This is a genomic window from Nitrosomonas communis (assembly GCF_001007935.1).
Taxonomy (GTDB): domain Bacteria; phylum Pseudomonadota; class Gammaproteobacteria; order Burkholderiales; family Nitrosomonadaceae; genus Nitrosomonas; species Nitrosomonas communis.
In genome coordinates this window covers 2,745,500-2,767,884 of sequence record NZ_CP011451.1, presented here as the reverse complement: position 1 = coordinate 2,767,884, position 22,385 = coordinate 2,745,500, and the positions used below count along the sequence as shown (strand labels likewise).

Below are 22,385 nucleotides of genomic sequence, written 5' to 3'. Positions count from 1 at the left end.
TGACCTGCTGTTCTTCTTTAATAAGGAATCAGGATTTAATAACCCCAGAAATTATGCAAGCAGATGGAATAGCAACATAATTCCATTTCGGTAAAAACGGGTCAAACTCAATGGTGATATTTTCTTTAAAGCCATCCGCCACTTTGCGCCCAGTTTCAAATACCCTATCCATAATTGAGATAAAGACCTTTAGTCCCTGAGAAGTTTTTGCTTTACTCATGACTGCTTTGACCCGCTCGACACTGGTAAAAATAACTCCACTACAAGCTTTGGTGATATGAGGAAATAATCGATGCTCTATGGGATTATATTTTGACGTGTACGGGGGATAGTGAGCGATACGAATCTCAATAGCCAATTCATCTGCCAATTTCTGTAAATCCTCTTTAAAGATAGCGTGGCGTGCATTATTGCTGCCTCCACAGTCGCAGAGCAATAAAATACTCGTCGCCTTTGGATAGTCCAGTTGACCATAGTTCAACCACCCATGCCGGATACAGGCGCAAGCAAATTCAGAGGTATCATGGCTCGTGCCTAATACGATATAGCCGCTTTTGCGATGGATGTCATACAGCCCATGAGGCACAATTTTACTGTCTGCCAGGGATGCAAAATCATGATCATTGATCCGCACGACCTCAGTGGTATAGAGCTTTCCGGGGCGATAAAAATTACCGATCAATTCTTTTTTTTAACGTCCATACTCATCACCGGATTACCCTGGACCCGGTACTCTTCTTTGAGGCGCTCGATATTTTTGAACTGCTCGTCCCGATGCGGCAGGTTCTTTTTCCCGGCTTCAACCTTGAAGGCTTGACGGCGGCGAAAATGATGTTTGTCGAGCAATTGATCAACAACGGTCACACTCACGCTAAATCCGCACTGTTTTAGCTTCTCAGCCATTTCGCTGCGGCTCAAATTTGACCACTTTACGGATTCATCTATTGGTGAGCCGGCAGTATGATTTTTTAACATCTCTAAAAAAGCTTCATCCAGCCCTGCCATCGTCTCCACAACTGACTTTCGCCCACCTCCTGCTTGCCGAATACGTTTCTCCTTTTCAAGCAACGGCATCTTTAACTCTTTCAGGCCACGGCTAACGGTGCCTTCATCGCAGTGTAATACCTGACAAAGGTAGGTGATCCCTCCGTGACCCAGCTTTGCCGCCTCAACGGCAGCATAGCGGCGGCGGTCTTTTTCCGATAAGCTGTGATAAAAATTGCGCATTTGCGCTTCGACTTCCGGGGCATAGGTGGTTATCTTCATTGTCAGAACATAACCGAAATACTCTATCCGCGGCAACTTAATTTACAACTCAAAGCTCTGGAGTTATTGAATCCTCGTTCCTAAATGGATCCACATGGTCTTTAGTTGCTGGCGCTTCATTGCGTTGATATGTCCATCCCAACAGGGGATTTGATTGGATAAGATCGTCATGGAGGGCATCTTGCAGCGCAGCGCGCAATGGACTCAGAATATTAGCCATGCGCTTATTTGAGCAATCCATACTAGCAACCCACGTTCTTACATCATTGCGGCTCAGGCATGTTAATAATTTAGAGCCAAATTGAGGTATTACTAGATTATTTATTATCTTTCTGTAGTCATTAAATGTACTGGCTTTGATCGTTGGCTTTTTATTAGCAAGCCATTCAGCTAAATAAGTTTTGATCATATACTGTGACGGCGCGAATTTAATAGCATTCTTTGATTCAGGGAATGTGTACGAGTAATCAAATGCACCAGCATCAATAGTATTGAGTATGGCTGCTCGATGCTGGGCAGCTTTTCTCAGGTTAGTGGGGGAGGGCTTGAGTGAGAGACGCTCGCGGCAACGCTGCCTTTTGTAGTAGAAGTCAATTTCAATGGACGAGTCGCTTGACTCTCTGACTCCTGGATACTTGTTTCCACCCATGAATGATACCCCTCTACAATGATTAAGATTCTGCCGTCAGGCGCTTTAGTGTACTCTTGACCTTTAACCCAGTCACCACGATTAATTTTAGACCTGATAGCATCTGGCGTGTATCCTGTCACCTGACAGAATTTTTCAATGGTTACATAGTTTGCAATCATAAATGACAGCCCCTTGCTTTCCTCATCAGTTGTTATGATTTTTGGTTTTTTTTAAACGGTTCAGTTATTTGAAAATTAAGTCCGTGCATTGAAAAGCTGCTTGCACCTTTAAGATGCTTAGTTTTATTTGCCGTTTGATCGGCCGAAGTGGTGCAATACGTTATAGATTGAGTTTGTCAATATCATAATTTTGTTATAACCTTTACATTCACATTCACAAATGTTGCCTAGAGACGACAATGGTTGAACCTGATGTAAAATGGGCAGTATATCCATGGGATGAAGGTAAAGTTGCACATAGTGAGACTTTATGTGAATCATTATGTGATTCATCTTATACGCTGCCAGGCAATGGCGATTTAATTATGCTACCTTGCCTTGTTAATCCTGAAACATATGAGCCGATTCCTGTACGAGTTGTTGAGGTTTGGGAGTATCCTGAGATAGATCCTCCAGTTCTAATTTTCGTTGTGACCCCAGCAGGTGCCTTAAATTAAGAGAAAGCTCGTGCTCGATCATTGCGATAAGTTCCATTCAAACATTTATTTGAGCCGGTATTCATATTAAATACGCTGCTTTTCCCAGCCATAGCGGAGTTTGTCAATAATTTGAATTTGCTGTAGTCTTTTGAGTTATGAACACTTCATTCTTTATTGTAAAAGTGAGTCACGACAACGAATCCGGCATGTGGATTGCCGTATGCGACGAAATTGGACTGGCTACCGAATCCGAGACATACGAAGATCTGACCGAACGCGTGTGGAAAATCGCCCCTGAGATTGCCGCAGAAAATGGCGTTGATGTAAGTATTGACACTATGATCATAAGCTTTCAACAAAATCAAACAGCCAAAGACCGGATTTCTTTGTAACTTATGGGCGGCAGCATTTATCCCAGATTGCGAAGTATTTTGCTCGAAAATGGATGCGTATTCGCCAGACAAGAAAAAGGCAGTCATGAAATATGGGAAAACCCATTCTTCGGTAAGCGATTTACCGTGCCCATGAATATTGTTTCCAGAAATCTTGCTAACGCCATCCTGAAACAAGCCAGAATCAAGCAGAGTATTTAGTTTCCGAGGTACAGACTCGTGCTCGATCATTGCGGTAAGTTCCGTTTCAATCATTTGTTCCAATCGATATTCACATTGAATACGCTGCTTTCCCTCGCCAGTGCGGTGCACGTAGCTAGCCTGAATATTGCACGAAGGAAAGGGGCAATTCCCCATTAAATCTTTATAATTCAGTTACCTAAGCTGAATAAAGAAAAGGAATTGCCAGTGACAAAGTGTACCCAGGAATCGTTTAATTTTCCAGAGGTAAAAAAGCGTACTGTTGAAGTGAATTTCCAGGGCGGGGATATTACTTCAGATGGTGGTGTCATGTTATTGCGCCAGATGGATAAACGCATTGGGTTGAGCAAAGCGGTTGCTCAAGCGCTGGACGATAATCGTCGGCAGGCAAGTTGCAGGCATGATAGTTTGACGCTATTGCGCCAACGGGTTTATGCGTTGGCATGTGGCTATGAAGACCTCAATGATCATCAGCAATTACGCCATGATTTGGCGATTCAATCAGCGGTTGAACGCGCAGAGGTATTGGCAAGCAGCTCTACCTTATGCCGCTGGGAGAATCGGGCGAATCGGCAAACGGCCTGGCATGTTCATCAAGTAATGGTAGAGCGGTTTATGGCTTCATTTAAACAGCCACCCAAGGAACTGATGCTGGATTTTTGATGTTACTGATGATGCGGTTCATGGCAAACAGGAAGGCCGCTTCTTTCATGGCATTCAGATCACTACTGCTTTTTGCCGCTGTATGTGTTCTGCCAGGATCAACTGCTGGTAAGCTACCTGCGGCCAAGTAATATTGATGGGGCAAAACATGCCTGGGCCATTCTGTCATTGCTGGTAAAACGGTTCAGGCAGAGCTGGCCTGCAGTTTGTATCATTTTTCGAGGTGACAGTGGTTTTTGCCGCCGCAGAATGTTGGCATGGTGTGAGCGGCATGAGGTGGGTTATATCGTGGGTATCGCCCAAAACAAGCGGCTGAATGAGATCACTGCGCAATGGCAGCAAGCGGCAGAGAAGCAGTATGTTGAATCAGGTGAGAAAGTACGACGATTTGACGAGTTTCAATATGCTGCAAAAAGCTGGCAGCGGACACGGCGCATCATTGTTAAAATCGAACACACTGACAAAGGCAGTCATCCACGTTATCTCGTCACCAATCTGACCGGTAAACCGCAGCTTCTGTACGATAAGATTTATTGTTTACGCGGTGAAATGGAAAACCGGCTCAAGGAACAACAGCTCGATCTGTTTGCAGACCGCACCAGTTGCCATCGGTGGTGGTCAAATCAATTTCGTCTACTCCTGTCCTCGCTGGCTTACATCTTGCTGGAAACCATACGGCGGCTTGCCTTGCAAGGTACCGAACTGGCTCAGGCCTATGTGAGCACATTACGCCTCAAACTGATCAAAATCGGTGCCGTCATGCTACGTAATACCCGCCGTATTCGCTTTCTACTGGCAAGCAGCTGTCCCTACCAAAAACTGTTCTTCCAAACCGCAGCCAGACTTGCTCCTGGGTAACTCATTCCCAGGATTATGAATCGCCGTTTACCGCATAAAATAGCAATGGGGTGGATGGGCTACGCCTGTCAACAAAGAAAAACCTCTTTTTTGTCATAATTTCCAACAAAATCCTCAGAAAAACGCATTCCATCACAACAAATTTTGAATAGAGATCTGATTTATCCAATTGTAAAATGAGTTTCTGGCAAATTCGCTCTTATTTTTGATGCTCGTGCAATATTCGGGCTAGTTAATTTGGGTTCCATGCGGTTAACGTCTGCCAGCTCGCGTCGATCATATGTATCGTCATCATCAATGTCATTAGATTCGTCTGACGATGAATCTACGATTTTGTCGTGCATAAATGATGTGGTTTTCTTTTTGTTATGTTTGGCATAGTCTGCTTCGATTTTGGCTGAGTTGATAATGACTTGAGCTGTGTCAGAGATCGCTTTGGCGTGCTTGATGTCGATAGATTTATCTTTCAATCCGCGCAGTTCGGTGATATTGTTTTGATTATTCATGGATGATCCTATTGATTGCTTTATTCATCAGGTGAATTTCCCTGATTTCTTTTGGATATTTGCTGAATGAGTGTTCGCGTATTACGTCACTTCTACTCACCAGTACCAGGTTGCTTGGGTCTACGTTGTCCTTTGTTACCGTCGGCATAGCGCAAGGTCATGCCATGTGGCACCGGCTTGCCGTGGTGTTTTTCCCAGATGACATGTGAGAGCACCTGGAATTTTCCCTTATGCCAGACTTCCAGATAGCCGTTACGATTTCTTGTGATACGGCCAAAGCCTGGCATCTGGTATTGTTTTAACGCTGGATTGAGGGTGAGCCCTTTGTTCCAGGGGTTGGCATTTTTGGTATAGATTCCTTGGTAATAGCGCTCTGATTTGCGTAATCCTTTTTTGAGGACTTTGTCTCTGATCTTGCCATGATCAAAGCGTCCTTGAAACAGCTTAACCAATGCATTAGGGTGACTGTCAGGGTAGAAATGTGCCAACAGTTTTTCCTCGTCCTCAGTCCAGCGGGTATACATTTTTTATTTTAATCGCCTCTTTGAGTCTTTTGTAAATTTTAGGATGCTGGGCCTTTAGCATTGCAGCGATGGCCAAATCAGTTCTGTTGATGTTGGCCAAATCAATTTCTTCAACATAAATCAGCCTTATTAACTCTCTAATGGGCTTTGGTATGCCTTCACCTGACTCATAACGTGATCCGCTGCTTTGTGTTACTCCCAACTTGTTCCAAAATTCAGCCTGAGTCAAGCCTGATTTACGTCTAAGCTCGGCAATATTTTCTACGCTGCTATATACTTTTTTCATCCCAATAACCTTTATTAACTATTACAACCAAGATCGTAAATTTCCATGTTGATCCTGGTGGCAGGCTTGTTGCGGGTGGTCTTGGGATCGGGAGTCTTGATCTAACGCGTCACACTGGCCACACTTACGCAAAAACGCTTGGCCACTTGCGCGATAGTAAGATTCTCCTTCTCTCGAACGGATAATACTTTACGGCGAAATGATATCGGATAGGTCATCCCTAAATTAGGCTCCTGCATAACTGGTTTTTTGGATAATTTGGTATTTCTAAGTGACTGCTTTTATGAGTGACACATACAGAGAAAAACTCTAAAAACCCAGTCATGCAGAGACCTCTAAATTATAATTAATTTATAGGGGATATACTATAATTTGGATAGATAAACTTCCGCGGTTCCTCTTTTTATGATGATTAGTTACTCGAATTTCTATTCTCTCAGCATAGCTGAAACCGCTTATTCAGCAAATGTGAAATAAAACTACATTACAGTATCGATTGTGATGATTGACTCTTTTTTACAATCCAGGCAAGTGAAGAAAGTATCAGCTATACAAATAATTTTTTTTTTAGCTTTACCGAACCGCAATGTTTACACTGATGACTATAAAGATTTGCGTGATAAAAGCTTTCTATCTTCTCCTTCAATACGAGATTTTCATGCTTAATATTCTGATTTTCAGATTCAAGGTTGCTTATCATATAAGCCAAAGCAGAAGCATTTATTCTGCATATAGAAAGCTCACTTTTATAAGCTATGACTCGATCCTTCAACAGCAGAAGCTGTTCTTCAATAGTTTCCATAAATTCATGCTCCCTAATAAGTTTTTCAATAACCTCGATGGGCACAACAAGAAGAGGGTAAGAAAATTAGGTCGTGTATTACCCCTATGTGTCAGGATACCTTTCACCGCAGTTGAAACCTAAAAACTTGAAGGGCGAAGTGAGAGGACATGAAGCAAAAGAGTTATTCAAAAGAATTTAAGGAATCAGTCATCAAGAAGATGATGCCACCCAATGCGGTATCTGTTCCCCAATTGTGTAAAGAAACAGGCGTATCTGATGTTACGCTGTATAAATGGAGAAAAGAATACAGGAATAGGGGGATCGCAGTGCCGGGAGATAACAGTAAAGCAGATGACTGGACAGCAGAAGATAAGCTGGCGGTTGTCATAGAAACAGCTGGTTTGAATAGCGCACAACTGAGTGAATATTGCTGCAGTAAAGGCTTGTACTCAGAACAGATTGATCAATGGAAAACGGCAGCACTGTCAGGGTATCAACGCCATGCCCAGGCTGAGAAAGAAAAGAATCGCTATCGTCAGGAAGAGCGGAAGCAGATAAAGCGTCTGGAAGCTGAACTCAGACGCAAAGAAAAAGCACTGGCAGAAACAGCCGCGCTGCTGGTGCTGTCAAAAAAGTGCGAAGCCATCTGGGGGGTGAGCGAGGAAGATTGATCTGCGCGCAGGATCGTCAGATGGCCATACAATTAATAACAGAAGCAGTGAATCAAGGTGTACGGCAACGATTGGCCTGTGAGGTGATCGGCATCAGCAGCCGCACGCTGCAATACTGGCATCACATTGGCCTGGAAGATCGTCGGCAGATAGTCGAGAAAACGCCTGCCAATAAACTCAGTGAGCAGGAAAGAAAGCATATCCTCGACGTTTGTAACAGTAAAGAATTCTGCAGCCAGACACCTAAACAGATTGTCCCTGCCCTAGCAGACAAAGCTATTTATCTGGCGTCAGAAAGCAGTTTCTACCGCATTTTACGTAATGCTGGCCAATTGCATCGCCGAGGCCGTACGGCCAATCCAGACACGACAAAGAAACCGACAACCTATATGGCAGATGGACCCAATCAGGTGTGGTCATGGGACATTACCTATCTGGCCAGTACGCTCAAAGGCGTATTCTTTTACCTGTATCTGTTCATGGATATCTATAGTCGTAAAATTGTAGGCTGGGAAGTCTATGAGAATGAATCATCGGAACGAGCTGCTGATGTTTTGCGAAAAACCCGGTTGACTGAAGTATTACCCATCCACCAGAAGGTGGTATTACATTCAGATAATGGCAGCCCGATGAAAGGGGCCACCATGCTGGCAACAATGCAGAAGCTGGGTGTTGTTCCATCATTCAGCCGCCCTTCGGTGAGTAACGATAATCCGTATTCAGAGGCATTATTCAAAACTTTGAAATATACACCTGCTTATCCATCCAAACCTTTTGAAAGTCTTGACGAGGCACGCCAATGGGTGCTGCATTTTGTTGACTGGTATAACCACTGTCATCGCCATGGCGGCATAAAATATGTGACACCAACACAGCGCCATCATGGTGATGATGTGACTCTTCTTGAACAGTGAAAACGTCTCTATGAGGAAGCGAAAAAGAAGCATCCGGAACGTTGGTCAGGCGAAACCCGAAACTGGTCACACGAATCAACAGTCAGGCTTAATCCCGGTAATACGCAACCAAAAACCACGATGGAAAAGGTTGCTTAAATAATGTATTCAAGCGAAAAGTATGTTGACACCTACCGGCCTTGGCCAAACAAGGCCATAGGTTTAAAGCGTGTGTAGCGAAACAGTTGGCTGATTCAGGCTACTGCTCAACTAAGAAGTTGTACTATCATGGTGTGGGGGTTCATATCATAGGATGTCGCCAACCGGGCTCATTGCCGATGCCTGAGTATATTGGTGTGACTGGTGCCAGCGACCATGATGGCAAAATATTTGATTAGATTCGGTCATGATTGCACAACAGTGAGATTTTAATCACTTTGTGATCTGTTTGTAGGTTGCACTAGGGGTCATCACTGATGGTCATGGCTTTTTTCAACTGATCAAAAACATCACTTGTTCCAAAGTACAATAGATTTCCGTACCTAACTTCTTTAGATTGCTATTCCATTCCTAAACAATTAAAAAAAAGATAAGAAATCAGTTTAAATCTCCAGAATGAGGAATGTTAGTGGAGCGATTTGAAAATGGATTTGTGCATCTTGCATAAGTCCATATTCGCAATTATGAGCGCAGCATGCTGGTAAGTTTGCTGCCAAATTATTGCGTAAGCACTCACTTAAACTGGCTAGTTCTGCATCTTTTACATCATATAAGGAATGGTCTCGTTGACTATGCTGAATAGGAGAAACCCATGCTGCTTCGAATTCACCAGCCAAAAAAACCTTTATATACTCAATGTTTATGGCTCGGTCTAATCCTGATCGCTTTGGGCGTGGGAATTACATTCAATCTGTATTTTGAACTTGATCGCACTGCTGCCCGTGAGCATGACAGATTGTCGATTCAGGCACGGGTCATTGCTGAGAACACGGAGTACCAGCTGACGAGTGCGAATCTTGCGCTGGAAAACGTTCGCAGCAATCTGGCTTACTGGAAAGACGATGCAGGGCAGCAAGCGGCAATACGCCACCTCAGGGCAGCCAGCCTCATACCGGGCATATGCATCATGAATATCGTGGATAAAGAAGGCACCATCACTGCCTCGACGCGTGCTGAATTGATCGGAATGAATATTGGTTTCCGCGATTATTTCCAGGAAGTCAAACAGCATCCCAATGCGGATATGCTTTATGTCTCACCACCATTTGAAACCATAGATGGGATATTCGTCATTAACGTCATCCGCATGATTGCGGGGGAGCAGGGCGAATTTGCCGGCATTGTCTCTGCAACGCTTGATCCGGAATATTTCAAAACCCTTATGATGTCGGTGCAATATGCGTCAAGCATGTGGGTGGCGCTTATCCATAGTGATGGCCTGGTGTTCCTCACGCTTCCTGATGAAAGAGAAAATATGGAGGGAATGAATCTGAGACATTCTGATTCGTTCTTTACGCGACATCAGAATAGCGGCAAGAAGGAGCAAGTCTTCACGAATATCATGTATGCCACTAAGGAGCATGGTATGCTCGCGCTGCGCACTATTTATCCGGCCGATCTCAAGATGGACAAACCCCTGGTCGTTGCTGTCAATCGTGATTCCGATTCCATCTTCCAGTCATGGCGACAGCACATTTTAGCTCAAGGAATATTTTTCGGCGTCATTGTACTGGCTTCCACCATTGGCCTATTTCTCCACCAACACCGCCAGCGTAAGCTCGAGAAAGAGGCAGCACAAGCTCGTATCCTGGTTGACCGGTTCAGTTTTGCACTGGATCGTATCCCCACGTATATTTTCATGAAGGATCAACAGCGGCGTTATATCTATGCCAACCGGTCGACGCTGGAGTTATTCAAGTGTTCGGCAGAGGAGCTGGCAGGCAGCTCCGATTCACGTTTTTTTCCACCCGAAACAGTAGCCAAATTGCATGATATCGACACACGTGTATTGCGACATGGCGAAGATACTGCAGAGAAAATCATCTGCAAGAGTGCGGACGGCCACCTTCGTATCTACTGGGAGATCAAGACGCCGATATATGAAAACGACAAGAAAACCAGTATCTGCGGGCTATGCGGTATTTTTACGGATATTACAGAGCTGGAGCTATTGAAAGAAAAGCTTGAGCAGCAGGCACGTCAGGACTATCTGACCGGATTGTTCAACCGGCGCTTTTTCATGGAGCAGGGCCAAGCCGAGCTTATGCGCGCACAACGATATCATCACACTCTTTCCTTGCTCATGCTCGACATCGACAACTTTAAGAAAATCAACGACAGACATGGGCATCAGGCAGGTGACACTGTGCTCAAACGGCTGTCTGATGTCATGCGTAAAATGCTGCGTACAGTTGATATCATTGGACGTATAGGCGGGGAAGAGTTTGCCGTATTGCTGCCTGAGACCGATCTGCAAAAAGCAACAGAAGTTGCGGAGCGCTTGCGCGAGGAAGTGGCCTGCACCGTAGTGACGCTGGAGATGGGTATGGCGCTTTATTTCAAGGTATCGATAGGTGTGGTTAGTCTCAAGGATAAAGACACCGACTTGAACACGCTGCTCAATCAGGCCGACAAAGCGCTGTATCAAGCGAAGGAGAATGGTCGGAACAGAGTGTGCCTTGCATAATCACTTATCGAGTAGCGAAAAAGTGGGATTCTTGTCCCATACTTGCCTTTTAATTGGAGGATGAGAGAAGAAATAATGAATAAAAGAAAACCGGTGTTTTTTTTGCGATAGTACAGCTCTATCGCTAGCTATAGCACATTAAGCACATGCTGCAACACTCTTATAGATGGCACAATCAGCAATAGTGAATAAATAAGGTAATCCTCCGGTTCCAAGCCGGTGGATTTACCTTGTTTAACGTGAGTTCGGGATAAGCAAAGCAGCAAAAGGAACCTGAATTCCTTATGATGAAGTGGTTTTGGAAAAGAATTTCATCATGAAAGGAGTCAGATTCTCATGGATACTAGAATGGTTTTTTTGTGCGAGTGACGAATTTTGTAAAGAGTTTGAGCCGCGTTGGGAGCAGCACTTATTAGAGTCGTCTCTGAAACGGCGTCGGCGGCAAGGATCGTTGTGTCTAAGCGAAGTCATGACCATCATGGTGGGGCTTCATCTGTCTGGTTACCGAACATTTAAGCACTATTACCTGAATTACGTGTTGAGGTACCAGCGGGGTTATTTTCCAGGGTTGGTGAACTACCACCGCTTTGTTGAGCTATTGTAAGGTTGCCTGGTACCTTTTGCTGTTTTCTAACTAGCCGCTTTGGGCAATGCAGTGGAATCAGCTTCATTGATTCGACCAGGATCAGTGTGTGCCACAATCGCCGCATTGGGTCGCATCAAGTAATGGCAGAGTTTGCTGCCCAGGGAAAGACCAGTGTGGATTGGTTTTATGGATTCAAGTTGCACTTGGTCATCAATGACCAAGGGGAATTGCTGAAAGTACAAAATCACGGCGGGCAATGTGGATGACCGTGATCCGGTACTGGAGTTGACGCGCTCCTTATTTGGGACACTATAGCGCAACCAGATAATTTTGATTATAGTCTAGAAATGGCCTATTCACTGGATTTCCGCCGTAAAGTCCTGTCTGTCCGAGAGAAAGAAGGATTTACGATAGCCGAGGTGGCGGCCCGGTTTGATATTGGGGTGGCAAGCGTGACACGCTGGGTTAAGAACATCCATCGTAAACCTCAAGGGTTTCGCCAACGCAAGATTGATCTTGAGGTATTGCGGCAGGATGTTCTCGATTATCCTGATGCTTATCAGTACGAGCGGGCAAAACGTTTGGGTGTGGCGCAAAACGCTATTTTTATGGCGCTCAAAAAGCTTGGCATCACCTATAAAAAAACTCTGAAGCATCCCAAAGCAATTGCTCACGCACGGCGCATCTTCCAGGAGAAGATCGCTGCCTATGAATCTGCAGGCCGGGCCATTGTCTACATTGATGAAAGTGGGTTTGCGCAGGATGCACCGCGCACGACAGTTATGCACCTGCTGGTCAGAGATGCCATGGCACCCATGACTGGCATGCGCTAGGTCGTACAACGCGATCAGCGCCCTGATCGGAAAGCTATTGCTCACCGTCAGCCTGTTTGCAGTCAATACCAGCGCTGATGTAATGGACGCCCATTACCCAAAACGGCATCAAGGTGCCAAAGTAGTGGTGCAGTAATCACTCAACCAGATAGGAGCGTCTGACATGAAGATTACAACAATAGGAATTGATTCAGCAAAAGAAGTATTTCAGATTCACGGTGTAGATGAGCATGGCAAGGCCGTGTTCGAAGCAATTGCGTCGCAGTGAAATGGCGAAGTATTTCGTCAATCCAGAGCCCTGTTTGATAGGCATGGAAGCTTGTGGTAGCTCACACTATTGGGCAAGGAAGCTGGCTGAATTTGGGCACACCGTCAAACTTATGTCACCCCAGTTTGTGGAACCTTATGTCAAGACCAACAAGCATGATAGGGCTAATGCGGAAGCAATTTGCGAAGCAGTCACTCGACCTGATATGCGCTTTGTCCCGATCAGGAATGTTGAGCAACAAGCCATGCTGTCAGTGCATCGAGCCAGACAGGGTTTTGTCAAGGCCAGGGCCGCACAGGCAAATCAGATACGCGGTCTACTCTCTGAGTTTGGTATCGTGATTCCTCAGGGCATCCAATCGATTAGCAAACGTATACCTGGCATTCTGGAAGATGCTGAAAATGGTTTGCCTGAAATAATGCGCCGATTGCTGGAAAGACTGAATGATCACCTGAGGGAACTGGACCGCCAGGTGAACGAATTAGAGTGGCAAATCAAGCTTTGGCACAAGGAAAGTGAGGCCAGCCTCGAAGATTGAAGCCATTCCGGGGGTTGGCCCGATTACAGCGAGCGCCATGGTGGCAACCGTAGGAAATGCGACGGAGTTTAAGGGCAGCAGACAATTAGCAGCATGGCCAGGGTTGGTGCCCAAGCAGCATGCAAGCGGCGGCAAACAGTTATTGCTCGGTATCAGCAAACGCGGCGATACTTATCTTCGCACCCTGTTGATCCACGGAGCAAGAGCAGTCATCCGCATTTCCGAGAAAAAGGCCGAGCCCGGAAGCTGGCTATGCAAGCTGATAACACGGCGCAATAAAAACATTGCTGCTGTTGCCCTGGCAAACAAGAATGCTCGCGTCATCTGGGCATTCTCACCAAAAAAGCGACATTTCACCCCGATCACACTATGGCAATAACTGAGGCAGCTCATTGATGGTAAGGGTTGAATAAAAGCGTATTGGTCATGTTGCAATAAAAACGAGTTTAAGGAGAAAGATGACCACCGATTGCACAGGCAATCATGACATGATGGCGAGACTGGTCAGACCGTGAGTGGCTAAACCTAACTGAAACACAGTGCATCGAGCACGCTGATGTGATAAGGCGCTACTCAGCGAATTCCATCAGGGACAGAGGCAATATGCCTCATACAAAGTCCGGAGGTATGGCTGCAATCTTTACCTGCTCAAAATCATCAGTTGAAGGCTTGGCAAAAAGTGGGCGTCCATGTATGTTTCACGGATGGGCGAGGCAGGAACTGTTGCCTGAATTGCCGTCACATGCCGTCGTTGTGATGGACAATGCCACCTTCCATCAGAGGCAGGATATGCGCGATGCCATACAAAACGCTGGGCACACCCTTGAATATTTACCCGCTTATTCTCCTGATCTTAATCCCAATTTAACTTCTTTGTTAATCTGAGATAGCCGGGGTGGTGACTTACACCTTTCGCGAGAAGAAACCCTCGCTTAATATCAGACTCCCTCAAGCTCTTCCAATCGTGATGTAATGATTCTTATGCCGAACTCACGTTATTTAACTTCTTTATTGATCTAATTGTGCCGCCTCGTAAGCACTACTACTCGCTGGATGGGAGTGAGGGGTCTGGCGGCTCCGAGCTGGAAGCTCGATCTATTTTCATTCGCAACATCACTTGCTCTTGCGGGTGGTGTCCTTTATTTCAACCAAAGCAACTAAAAAAGGAACCACCATGCCATACCGAAACTTCTTGCTTGACGCAGTCCACGAAGGACTCACCTGGAACATTCCGAATGAGGTGTCGGCCGATGCCGTCAAGGCGCAGGCCGGGTTGATGGCGAACTTACTTCAGACCAGAAGAGTTCATGGAGAGCGCTCACGACTGTTCCTGCTCATCTCTTTTTCTTTCCCAGCTTCCTACGACTTTTTTTTCCAGCAATATAAACTCGCTCCAGGTTCCTGCGGATGGCCATGCACATATGGAGTAGGGAGAGGAACAGGTCGACACATGGGAGAGCAGTGCGTTCATTCGCGCTGCTCTCCATTTCTTATATCAACATAATCAACACGCAAAGGAGCAAATATGACTACCAATTTTTCATTTTGCTCATGAAGCTACAGTTTGTTTATATGTAAGCTTTACACTGTAACAGTTAAAAGCTATGAACAGGTCGACACATGGGAGAGCAGTGCGTTCATTCGCGCTGCTCTCCATTTCTTATATCAACATAATCAACACGCAAAGGAGCAAATATGACTACCAATTTTTCATTTTGCTCATGAAGCTACAGTTTGTTTATATGTAAGCTTTACACTGTAACAGTTAAAAGCTATGAATAGATTTAGTGATCCCCATGCCGACCATGCTGATCGCTATGTGGATTGTGCTCCATTTTCATGGTCTTAAGCTGATTTTTTTGATCGTCTGATAAAATGGCCTGGATTGCTTGACGCTCTTTAATGTGAAATTCAATCATTTCATTGAAAGCAGCTGTAAGTTGTTTGCCAAGGTTACGCACTTCGGTATCACTTGTGTCAAGTTTCATGCTTTCCTTTTTAAGCGCTTTCATATTTTTACGTAGTTTCTGCTTGAGCTGCCCGTGTTCTTGTTCGTTTTTTAGATGCAGGCGGGTAATTTTTCCCAACTGCTCATCGGTTAGCTTCAATGCATCAGCATGAGAGATGATCATATGAGCATAATCATGCCCACCTTTCATCATACCGCCACTTTCTTTATCCTGACCATGCCTGTATTTACTACACTCGCCCCGCTGACCTTCACCATACTTGCCATCTCCACCTTGTGCGCTACCTTTCTCTTGCCCATGCTGATGAGACTGGGCAAGCATGAAACTTTTATCTCCAAATTGAATGATGGCCGAATCGTCGCTCGCCATTGAGATAGTGGCAGTACTTAATGTAGTGGCAAACACAGAACCAATAGCGATAGAAATGATGGATTTTTTGCTGATCATGGCAATTTCTCCTAAAAATTTGATTGGATATAACAACCATTTAAAAGTAGTGTTTGTGTATTTCAGAAAATCACTACCTCATGGCGCTGCACTGTTATGACAACTCCCATGATAAACCGTCGCTAGTAAAATCTGAATTAGCTGATAACACCACTTTTAAACCTTAGCATATTTTCTGCAATCCAATCTAGACATCGTTTACTTTTTGTATTGTTTTCGCAAAGTAACTTTTTCAATATCAGCCATTATTCTATTTCTAGATCAAAACTGGCTTTGTCAGCTTCACCTTGCCGTAGTATTGATACTGTCTGCGGCTCCCCTTTATGTCATTTCGAGTGTAAGCAACAGGCAGATTAAAGTGTCACCCATCACTTCCCAACCGCTCCACCCACCAATACTGTCTGGAAGCGGGCCGGATCAACTCGGGTCTTGAATGACTTGACGATATCGGCCACAGTGACGGACTGCACCTTGGCAGTGAAGGTATGAAGATAATCCAGCGGCAAGCCGTAAAAGCCAATAGTCGCCACATATTCAGCAATTTTCCGATTGTTATCGATGCGAAGGACAAAGCCGCCGACGAGGTTCTGTTTGGCCGCTTCCAACTCTTTGTCGGTAGGGCCGTCGGCGATGAATTTGTTGGCCGTTTCCATTATGACTTTCAGCGCTTTGTCGGTTTGTTCGTTACGCGTTTGCAAGCGCATGGTGAATGGTCCCTTGTCGGCCCGTGGGGAAAAATAACTGCTGGCGCTATAGGAAAGGCCACGTTTTTCCCTCACTTCCTGGGTAATGCGTGCAACCAAACCACTGCCGCCAAGTATGTGATTTCCTACATAAAGAGGGAAGTAATCGGGATCATTGTAAACCAGCACCGGCTCGCCTATTAGTACATGGGTCTGAGTTGAAGGGAAGAATTGTTTTACCGTAGTAGCAGCAAGTGGTTCCGCTACAGTTGGCAGAATTTCTGCTGGTGCGCCTTGCGGCAGTCCAGCCAGTAATCGCTCGACTAGGGTTTCCGCATCAGCACGAGCCAAATCGCCCACTATGGCCACCATTGCATTTGCAGCCACGTAATAACGTTGGTAAAACTTGACCAGATCATTACGAGTTAGTTGGGTAACGGTGCCAATTTCACCGTCAGTCGGGTGACCGTAGGGATGGTCGCCGTAGATAGCTTTGGTGTAAATTACCTCGGCTAGATTGCCTGGTGACTCCTCTTTTTCCTGAAGGCTCAGAAGTGCCTGTCTTTTTTGGCGCTCGAAATCTTCGGCAGTAAAAAGAGGCTTGGTCAATATCGCGTGCAGAGTTCCCACGGCCACATTCAGCTTGTCCGGGTCGGTCAGGCTGCGCAGATAAAGGGAACCGGTATCCTTTGAGACTGAAGTTTCCATAACTGCTCCCACGCTTTCCAAACGCTGGGCGATGTCGTCAGCGTTCCATTTACCCGCGCCGCTATCCAACAACGCTGAAGTCAGTGATGCTACACCGTGTTGTGTGCCGTCATAAACGCTACCCGCTGCGAATACCACGTGCAAGTCGACCATTGGCAGTCCTTCGGTGCGCACGAAATACACCCGTGTGCCTTGGGCTGTCGTCCAGTGCTGGATATTCGGAGTGGCTTGGGTCATGCAAGGGCTGAGTAGAGTCAGCAGGGCAATGAATGCGCTTAAGAATTTAGCGTGCATGCGTGTCCTCCAGCAGCGTTTCGGCAGTCGTCGTGCCATCGGTAATAAGTAGGGGATCTAGATAAGCAATACTCAATCGATCCTCCACTAAATATTTGCGCGCTACAGCTTGTACTTGTTCGGGGGTGACGGCCTTGATTTTGTCCACGTACTCCTCGGCCTTGGACCAGCTTAGGCCGACAGTTTCCAACATACCCAACTCCATCGCTTGATAAAAACCGGAGTCCTGTTCGTAAACCTTGTGCGCTACCACCTGTGCCTTGACTTGTGCTAATTCTTCTGACGTTACCGGCTTTTCCAGCAATTGACGTATTTCCTCACGTAAGGCCTGTTCCAGAGTCGCTGTGTCATGACCTTGTGCCGGAACTGCTTCTATCGTGAGCAGTGTTGGCAGTCGCGAATACAAGTTATAACCGACATTGGCTTCAGCAGCGATTTCCTTGCCGCGTACCAGGCGGGATGGCAGGCGTGCGCCGTTGCCACCGTCGAGGATGCCAGTAAGCACTTCCAAGGCGTAAGGCTCCCATTCCTTGACAGTACCCTTTAACACCGGCACTTTATATCCCATTACGAGAAACGGCAGCTTGGCTGGCCGCTTTACAATCATGCGGCGCAAGCCAGTCTGGTCCAACTCGGTGCGAGACTTCAGCTTCGGCAAACGGCTGGGCGCCAGCACACCGAAATACTTTTGTGCCAAATCATGCACAGCCTCTGGCTGTACATCGCCTACTACTACCACAGTGGCGTTATTGGGAGCATACCACTGTCGATACCATTTTTGCAGATCGCTCAGAGTATATTCCTTAATGTCCTCCGGCCAGCCTATAACCGGATTTTTATAGGGGCCATTACTGAATGCCAAAGCCATGAACAGCTCCATAGTTTTGTCACGAGGCTGGTCCTCTGTGCGCAAGCGGCGCTCTTCCAGCACCACCTCTCGCTCCTTAGCGAACTCAACCTCATCCAATTTGAGATAACGCATGCGGTCTGCTTCCAGCTTAAAGCTTACCTCCAGCCGTGATTTTTCGAGGCTCTGAAAATATGCTGTGAAATCTTCGCCAGTAAAGGCGTTTTCGCTTCCACCATTGGCTGCGATGATACGAGAGAATTCGCCGGCCGGATGGTGTTCCGTGCCCTTGAACATCATGTGTTCCAGCATGTGAGAAATGCCGGTAATACCATCGTGTTCATAGCTGGAACCAATTCTGTACCAGACTTGTGACACCACCACGGGCGCGCGGTGATCTTCTTTTACCAGCACCTTGAGGCCGTTGTCCAACTTGAATTCGCTTACTTCAAACTGACCCGCTATGGCCAGCAACGGTAATCCCAACATTAGCCCAGAGATTTTTACTGAGATCTTCATCGCTTTCTCCAAATCGACACTAAACGCTTGCTGCTCAAGGGACAATCCGTATCTTTTCCTAACCAGCAAAACCCGAAACAGCACTGCCTGCTTTCTAATTCTATTTCCAGATCAAAACTGACGCGAAGGCGAGCTGCAGACAGTATCAATCATACGGCAAGGTGAAGCCGACAAAGTTGGTTTTGATTTAGAAATGGAATAATGGACACAGTTATTGTCAAATGTTCTTATGAGACTGACTCTGTTATTTCTGCTCTGTCTATTCTAATAAGAGGAAAGAATACCAGATCAACAGTCAGCATGCATTTGCTAAAGCTTGCCAGCAAAATGATGCCCACTAGAAGTTTACCCGCCTTCGCAGACTATAACATGATGGCATCCATCAGTAATCAATGCTAGCATGAAAGCCCAGCTCTCTTTAGCCGTAACCTGAAAGGAGACACGATCATGCCGACAGGTAACAGCCAGCTTTACCGCGTGTTCCAGACAAATCCGGAGCGTCTCTATCAGGCTTTCCTCGACGCCGACGCAATAGCCAAGTGGCTTCACCTTACGGGCTCACGTGCAAAAATCACTAGATGAAGCTCAAAGTCATAGGCCCCCTTGAAATTCGTTTCAGAATTTCTCGACTTGCTCGAATAAATGAAAATGGCGGTGTCCTTGAAGCAAGTCTCATGCGGACTCAGATATAAGCATAAGTACGATGGGGGTATTCTAGTAGAGCCAATTGGTCTAGCACGCGATTTTAATATCGCTTTTGCTCTTACTGCGCGGAGTATTTATAAACCATAATTTACTGTTCACAACGACGTAATCGTATAAAACTTTTTTATTAATACAGGAGGAAATTGCCATGGCTTACTTTGATATTAAGAAAAAGTATAATCAAGAATTTGTTGATCTGATCAGATCATTAAAGGCTCGTCCTGTTTCGCGACCAAGTGATGCTGTTCTCGGTGCGCGGCTGACGCATCTTGCGCGAAGTGGGGGTGGATTTACGGGCCGCGACTTTGAACGTTCGATCGGTCGCAATGATCTTTTGCCCATCAATTACCTCACTCGAGGTCAACTAGCCTCTGCGGCAGTCGGACGAGTTGATGTTCCTGAAGATTTCGGCGGTAGCGGCAACTGGGGTACTGGTTTCCTGATTACTCCAAGATTGATGATTACCAATAATCATGTCATTAGTTCCATAGAAGAAGCGCGTTGTGCTGTAATTGAATTTGGTTATGAGCGGGAGGCAAATGGTCAATTCAAAACGAGCCGCCGTTTCCGCCTTGATCCAGACAATACTTTTATCACTGTACCAAAAGATAGTCTTGATTTTACGTTGGTTGCCGTTATGGAGGAATCTATCGATGGGATGGCAACTATCGATAAATTTGGATTTCTGCGACTGGAACCCGGCATTCATAAAGTGCAGGAAGGTGAATTCATTACTGTGATACAGCATCCCAATGGTGATGAAAAGTTCATTGCGATTCGGGAGAACAAAGTAATCCAGATTGGTGATGGTCAGGCCGGGTTTCGCAAGGACTTTCTTTGGTATGCCTCAGACACTGCACCCGGATCATCAGGTGCACCAACATTCAATGATAATTGGCAAGTCGTCGCGGTGCATCATAGCGGGGTGCCAGTCACTAGGATAAATAATGGCGCAACCGAATATCAGCGGACAACGGGAGAATGGGTATCAGAAGAGACAGCGAGCAATTTACCAGAAGATTTACTACGCTGGGAGGCGAATGAGGGTATTCGAGTCAGTTCTATCGTTAACCATATCCGAGAACAGCAAAAGATCGCAGCAGCACCTTCGCTCCTGGTAAAAGCGTTTCTGGATGACATCGATGGAATTCGTCCTCTATCTGGCCGCAGCGAGAGAATTAGCATTGTGAGTCCTGCTCCGACGGTCATCTCTACTGAGTTTGCCGAAGCCGAGCGTCGTGCACGTCGTCGTACTCATCCGATCAGTTATTATGCCGGGAGAGCTGGCTATGATCGAAATTTTCTGGGAATAGAAGTTTCCTTGCCAACGCTTACCGAACGGGCATTACGTTTCGGCCAAGTTGCGCCAATCGAAGGTAGTACTGATGGGGAGTTACGCTATGAGCATTTCTCAATTGTTTTCAATGCAGACCGGCGGCTTGCTTTTTTCACAGCAGTGAATATCGATGGAACGAAATCGGTTAGCCTTAATCGAGGAAGTGATACATGGTTCTATGACCCGCGCCTGCCAGAAGATCTTCAGGTAGGTGATGAACTATATAGCAATGAATCGGGGGGTAACTATTTTGATCGCGGCCATTTGGTGCGGCGTCTCGACCCTGTTTGGGGTGATGTAGCGATTTTGACGCGCGCAAATGAAGATACTTTCCATTGGACAAACTGTACCCCACAATACTGGGAATTCAACCAACGACAATCTCTTTGGCAAGGGCTCGAAAACTTCATTCTCACCAATACTGATCAAGATGACTTGCGTGCCACCGTTTTTACCGGCCCTTTGTTTCAAGATAATGATGAGATTCACCGTGGCGTCAAGATCCCACAAGCCTTCTGGAAAGTCGTTGTCGTGGTAGATGGCTCAGGCAAGCTCTACTCTAGCGCGTATGTTGTCAGTCAAGAACAATATGCTCATAATATCCCTTTCGAGCGGCTACCAGTCGGTAATTTCAATAATTTCCAAGTATCGATTGCTCGCCTCGAACAACGCACAGGCATTTCATTCGGTACTAATGTTCTTGCAGCAGACGTAATTAAAGGAGAAACGACTGATCGACCGCTGCGAGGTCTTGTTGATATTCAACATCCGCGCAGGTCAAGCATACCCAAGGCTGGTTTCGGACAATTTGACAGTTTCGAGGCATTCCTTACTGCCTATACCAGAGCTCAGGGTATTGAAGCACAACAGGAAAACGCTTTGCTTGGATTGGAAGCACGTCGTAAGCAAATGCGCAAACGTCGCGAACGAGATATCGTTGAAATCGAAGCTTTAGTAGCGCAGTACCTCGGTATCGATAATAATGGTGGAGATCGTCATCAGCATATAATGCTGACAGTAACCCAGTCGATCGAAGGTGACATAGATGTAGATGTAGATGTAAATGATGATATTCAGAGGGTAATTGCCAATCAGGAGGAAGTTTTTCTTTCAATCCGTTTTGGTGACCGGCTTGGTCTTCCAAGACCTGTTCCAGGAGTGCAAAACGGATCAATGCTGAGGCTACGCGGTGAATGGATTACCAGAGACCGTGCATACGCACATGGCGGTGCGCGAATGTCAGTGCTTCATTTTACCCATCACCCAATTGGTTTTGTTTGTGCTTTAGATCAATGCTGGCAATAATCTAAACCTGGAGAATTAAAAACAGGATACTCTTTCAAATACTGAATATATTCTTAACTGAATGGAGAAGTTAATATTGTTGTTCTTTTACTAGACATTCTATCTCGGGCGATACCAGCATCTTCCGCGTGAAAAGGTACAGCCGACCCTGGGTCATAAACTACTTATTCATTTCTAAATCAAAACTGACTTTGTCGGCTTTACCTTGCCGTATTATTTATACTGCCTGTGGATCACATTCGCGTCATTTTTGATTTGAAAATGGTATAAGTACAAAGGGAACGATGGTTGCTATGAGGTGTCTTTAATAAATGATGAGGCTGACAA

17 protein-coding genes and 7 pseudogenes are annotated in these 22,385 nt (G+C 45.8%); 14 read left to right on the top strand and 10 right to left on the bottom strand.

From position 1 onward, the window contains the following. Positions 1-28: 28 nt before the first annotated feature. Both AAW31_RS22265 and AAW31_RS12640 read right to left on the bottom strand, forming a co-directional pair. Positions 29-975: pseudogene (locus AAW31_RS22265) on the bottom strand (ISAzo13 family transposase). A gap of 340 nt (positions 976-1,315) precedes the next feature. Next, the gene (locus AAW31_RS12640) at positions 1,316-1,915 is read right to left on the bottom strand and encodes an Arm DNA-binding domain-containing protein (RefSeq protein WP_052752241.1); all 600 of its coding nucleotides are present in this window, start codon (positions 1,913-1,915) and stop codon (positions 1,316-1,318) included. Between the two features lie 400 nt (positions 1,916-2,315). Here AAW31_RS12640 and AAW31_RS12635 point away from each other — a divergent pair, with 400 nt between their 5' ends. The 4 genes and pseudogenes from AAW31_RS12635 (at position 2,316) to AAW31_RS12625 (ending at position 4,669) form a co-directional block, all read left to right on the top strand. Then, positions 2,316-2,573, top strand: a complete 258-nt coding sequence (locus AAW31_RS12635; protein WP_046850492.1) for a hypothetical protein — start codon at positions 2,316-2,318, stop codon at positions 2,571-2,573. A 137-nt stretch (positions 2,574-2,710) separates the two neighbouring features. Continuing rightward, positions 2,711-2,947, top strand: coding sequence for a DUF1902 domain-containing protein (locus AAW31_RS20050; RefSeq protein ID WP_074666191.1), 237 nt, complete (start codon positions 2,711-2,713; stop codon positions 2,945-2,947). Positions 2,948-2,950: 3 nt separating this feature from the next. Continuing rightward, complete coding sequence (locus AAW31_RS20045; RefSeq protein WP_082110449.1) at positions 2,951-3,148, top strand: type II toxin-antitoxin system HicA family toxin; 198 nt, start codon at positions 2,951-2,953, stop codon at positions 3,146-3,148. A 207-nt stretch (positions 3,149-3,355) separates the two neighbouring features. After that, positions 3,356-4,669, top strand: a pseudogene (locus AAW31_RS12625) (IS1380 family transposase). A gap of 161 nt (positions 4,670-4,830) precedes the next feature. On the opposite strand, the gene AAW31_RS12620 reads toward AAW31_RS12625, so the two are convergent. From AAW31_RS12620 to AAW31_RS12605, 4 genes are all read right to left on the bottom strand, one after another. Continuing rightward, positions 4,831-5,175 carry a hypothetical protein gene (locus tag AAW31_RS12620; RefSeq protein ID WP_046850490.1) on the bottom strand — a complete coding sequence of 115 codons (345 nt, stop codon included), beginning with the start codon at positions 5,173-5,175 and terminating at the stop codon, positions 4,831-4,833. A 92-nt stretch (positions 5,176-5,267) separates the two neighbouring features. Next, entirely contained in the window at positions 5,268-5,699 is a 432-nt protein-coding gene (locus AAW31_RS12615; RefSeq protein WP_046850489.1) for a hypothetical protein, read from the bottom strand. Continuing rightward, a complete protein-coding gene (locus AAW31_RS12610) occupies positions 5,680-5,985 on the bottom strand; it encodes a helix-turn-helix domain-containing protein (protein WP_046850488.1) in 306 nt (101 codons plus the stop codon). Before AAW31_RS12610 ends, AAW31_RS12615 begins: the two co-directional genes overlap by 20 nt. A 547-nt stretch (positions 5,986-6,532) precedes the next feature. Then, entirely contained in the window at positions 6,533-6,787 is a 255-nt protein-coding gene (locus AAW31_RS12605; RefSeq protein ID WP_046850487.1) for a hypothetical protein, read from the bottom strand. Positions 6,788-6,936: 149 nt separating this feature from the next. Between AAW31_RS12605 and AAW31_RS12595 the strand changes: the two are divergent. From AAW31_RS12595 to AAW31_RS20835, 9 genes and pseudogenes are all read left to right on the top strand, one after another. After that, a pseudogene (locus tag AAW31_RS12595) lies at positions 6,937-8,492 on the top strand (IS3 family transposase). Between the two features lie 41 nt (positions 8,493-8,533). Next, on the top strand, positions 8,534-8,731 hold the full coding sequence (locus tag AAW31_RS20850) for a hypothetical protein (RefSeq protein ID WP_200899631.1): 198 nt from the start codon (positions 8,534-8,536) through the stop codon (positions 8,729-8,731). A gap of 413 nt (positions 8,732-9,144) precedes the next feature. Further along, on the top strand, positions 9,145-11,019 hold the full coding sequence (locus AAW31_RS19085; protein ID WP_052752240.1) for a diguanylate cyclase: 1,875 nt from the start codon (positions 9,145-9,147) through the stop codon (positions 11,017-11,019). A 340-nt stretch (positions 11,020-11,359) separates the two neighbouring features. After that, positions 11,360-11,917, top strand: a pseudogene (locus AAW31_RS23920) (transposase); the annotation flags it as partial. A gap of 35 nt (positions 11,918-11,952) precedes the next feature. Beyond that, complete coding sequence (locus AAW31_RS12575) at positions 11,953-12,438, top strand: IS630 transposase-related protein (RefSeq protein WP_200899630.1); 486 nt, start codon at positions 11,953-11,955, stop codon at positions 12,436-12,438. 163 nt (positions 12,439-12,601) lie between these two features. Beyond that, a pseudogene (locus AAW31_RS12570) lies at positions 12,602-13,623 on the top strand (IS110 family RNA-guided transposase). A gap of 224 nt (positions 13,624-13,847) precedes the next feature. Continuing rightward, a pseudogene (locus tag AAW31_RS22255) lies at positions 13,848-14,045 on the top strand (hypothetical protein); the annotation flags it as partial. A 56-nt stretch (positions 14,046-14,101) separates the two neighbouring features. Further along, positions 14,102-14,217: pseudogene (locus AAW31_RS23915) on the top strand (IS982 family transposase); the annotation flags it as partial. Positions 14,218-14,418: 201 nt separating this feature from the next. Beyond that, on the top strand, positions 14,419-14,748 hold the full coding sequence (locus AAW31_RS20835; RefSeq protein ID WP_144412956.1) for a hypothetical protein: 330 nt from the start codon (positions 14,419-14,421) through the stop codon (positions 14,746-14,748). Positions 14,749-15,028: 280 nt separating this feature from the next. On the opposite strand, the gene AAW31_RS12560 is transcribed toward AAW31_RS20835, so the two are convergent. The 4 genes from AAW31_RS12560 to AAW31_RS20830 all read right to left on the bottom strand — a co-directional run bounded on the left by AAW31_RS12560 (position 15,029) and on the right by AAW31_RS20830 (position 19,261). After that, positions 15,029-15,661: a Spy/CpxP family protein refolding chaperone gene (locus AAW31_RS12560; RefSeq protein ID WP_046850483.1), complete on the bottom strand. Its 633-nt coding sequence runs from the start codon at positions 15,659-15,661 to the stop codon at positions 15,029-15,031. A 368-nt stretch (positions 15,662-16,029) separates the two neighbouring features. Continuing rightward, positions 16,030-17,346 (bottom strand): M16 family metallopeptidase, encoded by a 1,317-nt coding sequence (locus tag AAW31_RS12555; RefSeq protein ID WP_046850482.1) that lies wholly within the window; start codon positions 17,344-17,346, stop codon positions 16,030-16,032. Continuing rightward, entirely contained in the window at positions 17,336-18,712 is a 1,377-nt protein-coding gene (locus tag AAW31_RS12550) for a M16 family metallopeptidase (RefSeq protein WP_187426918.1), read from the bottom strand. The genes AAW31_RS12555 and AAW31_RS12550 overlap by 11 nt, the downstream gene beginning before the upstream one ends. Positions 18,713-19,057: 345 nt before the next feature. Next, positions 19,058-19,261, bottom strand: a complete 204-nt coding sequence (locus tag AAW31_RS20830; protein WP_144412955.1) for a hypothetical protein — start codon at positions 19,259-19,261, stop codon at positions 19,058-19,060. Positions 19,262-19,565: 304 nt separating this feature from the next. On the opposite strand from AAW31_RS20830, the gene AAW31_RS12540 reads away from it, so the two are divergent. After that, on the top strand, positions 19,566-22,058 hold the full coding sequence (locus AAW31_RS12540; RefSeq protein ID WP_052752239.1) for a DNA/RNA non-specific endonuclease: 2,493 nt from the start codon (positions 19,566-19,568) through the stop codon (positions 22,056-22,058). The last annotated feature ends 327 nt before the right edge of the window (positions 22,059-22,385 follow it).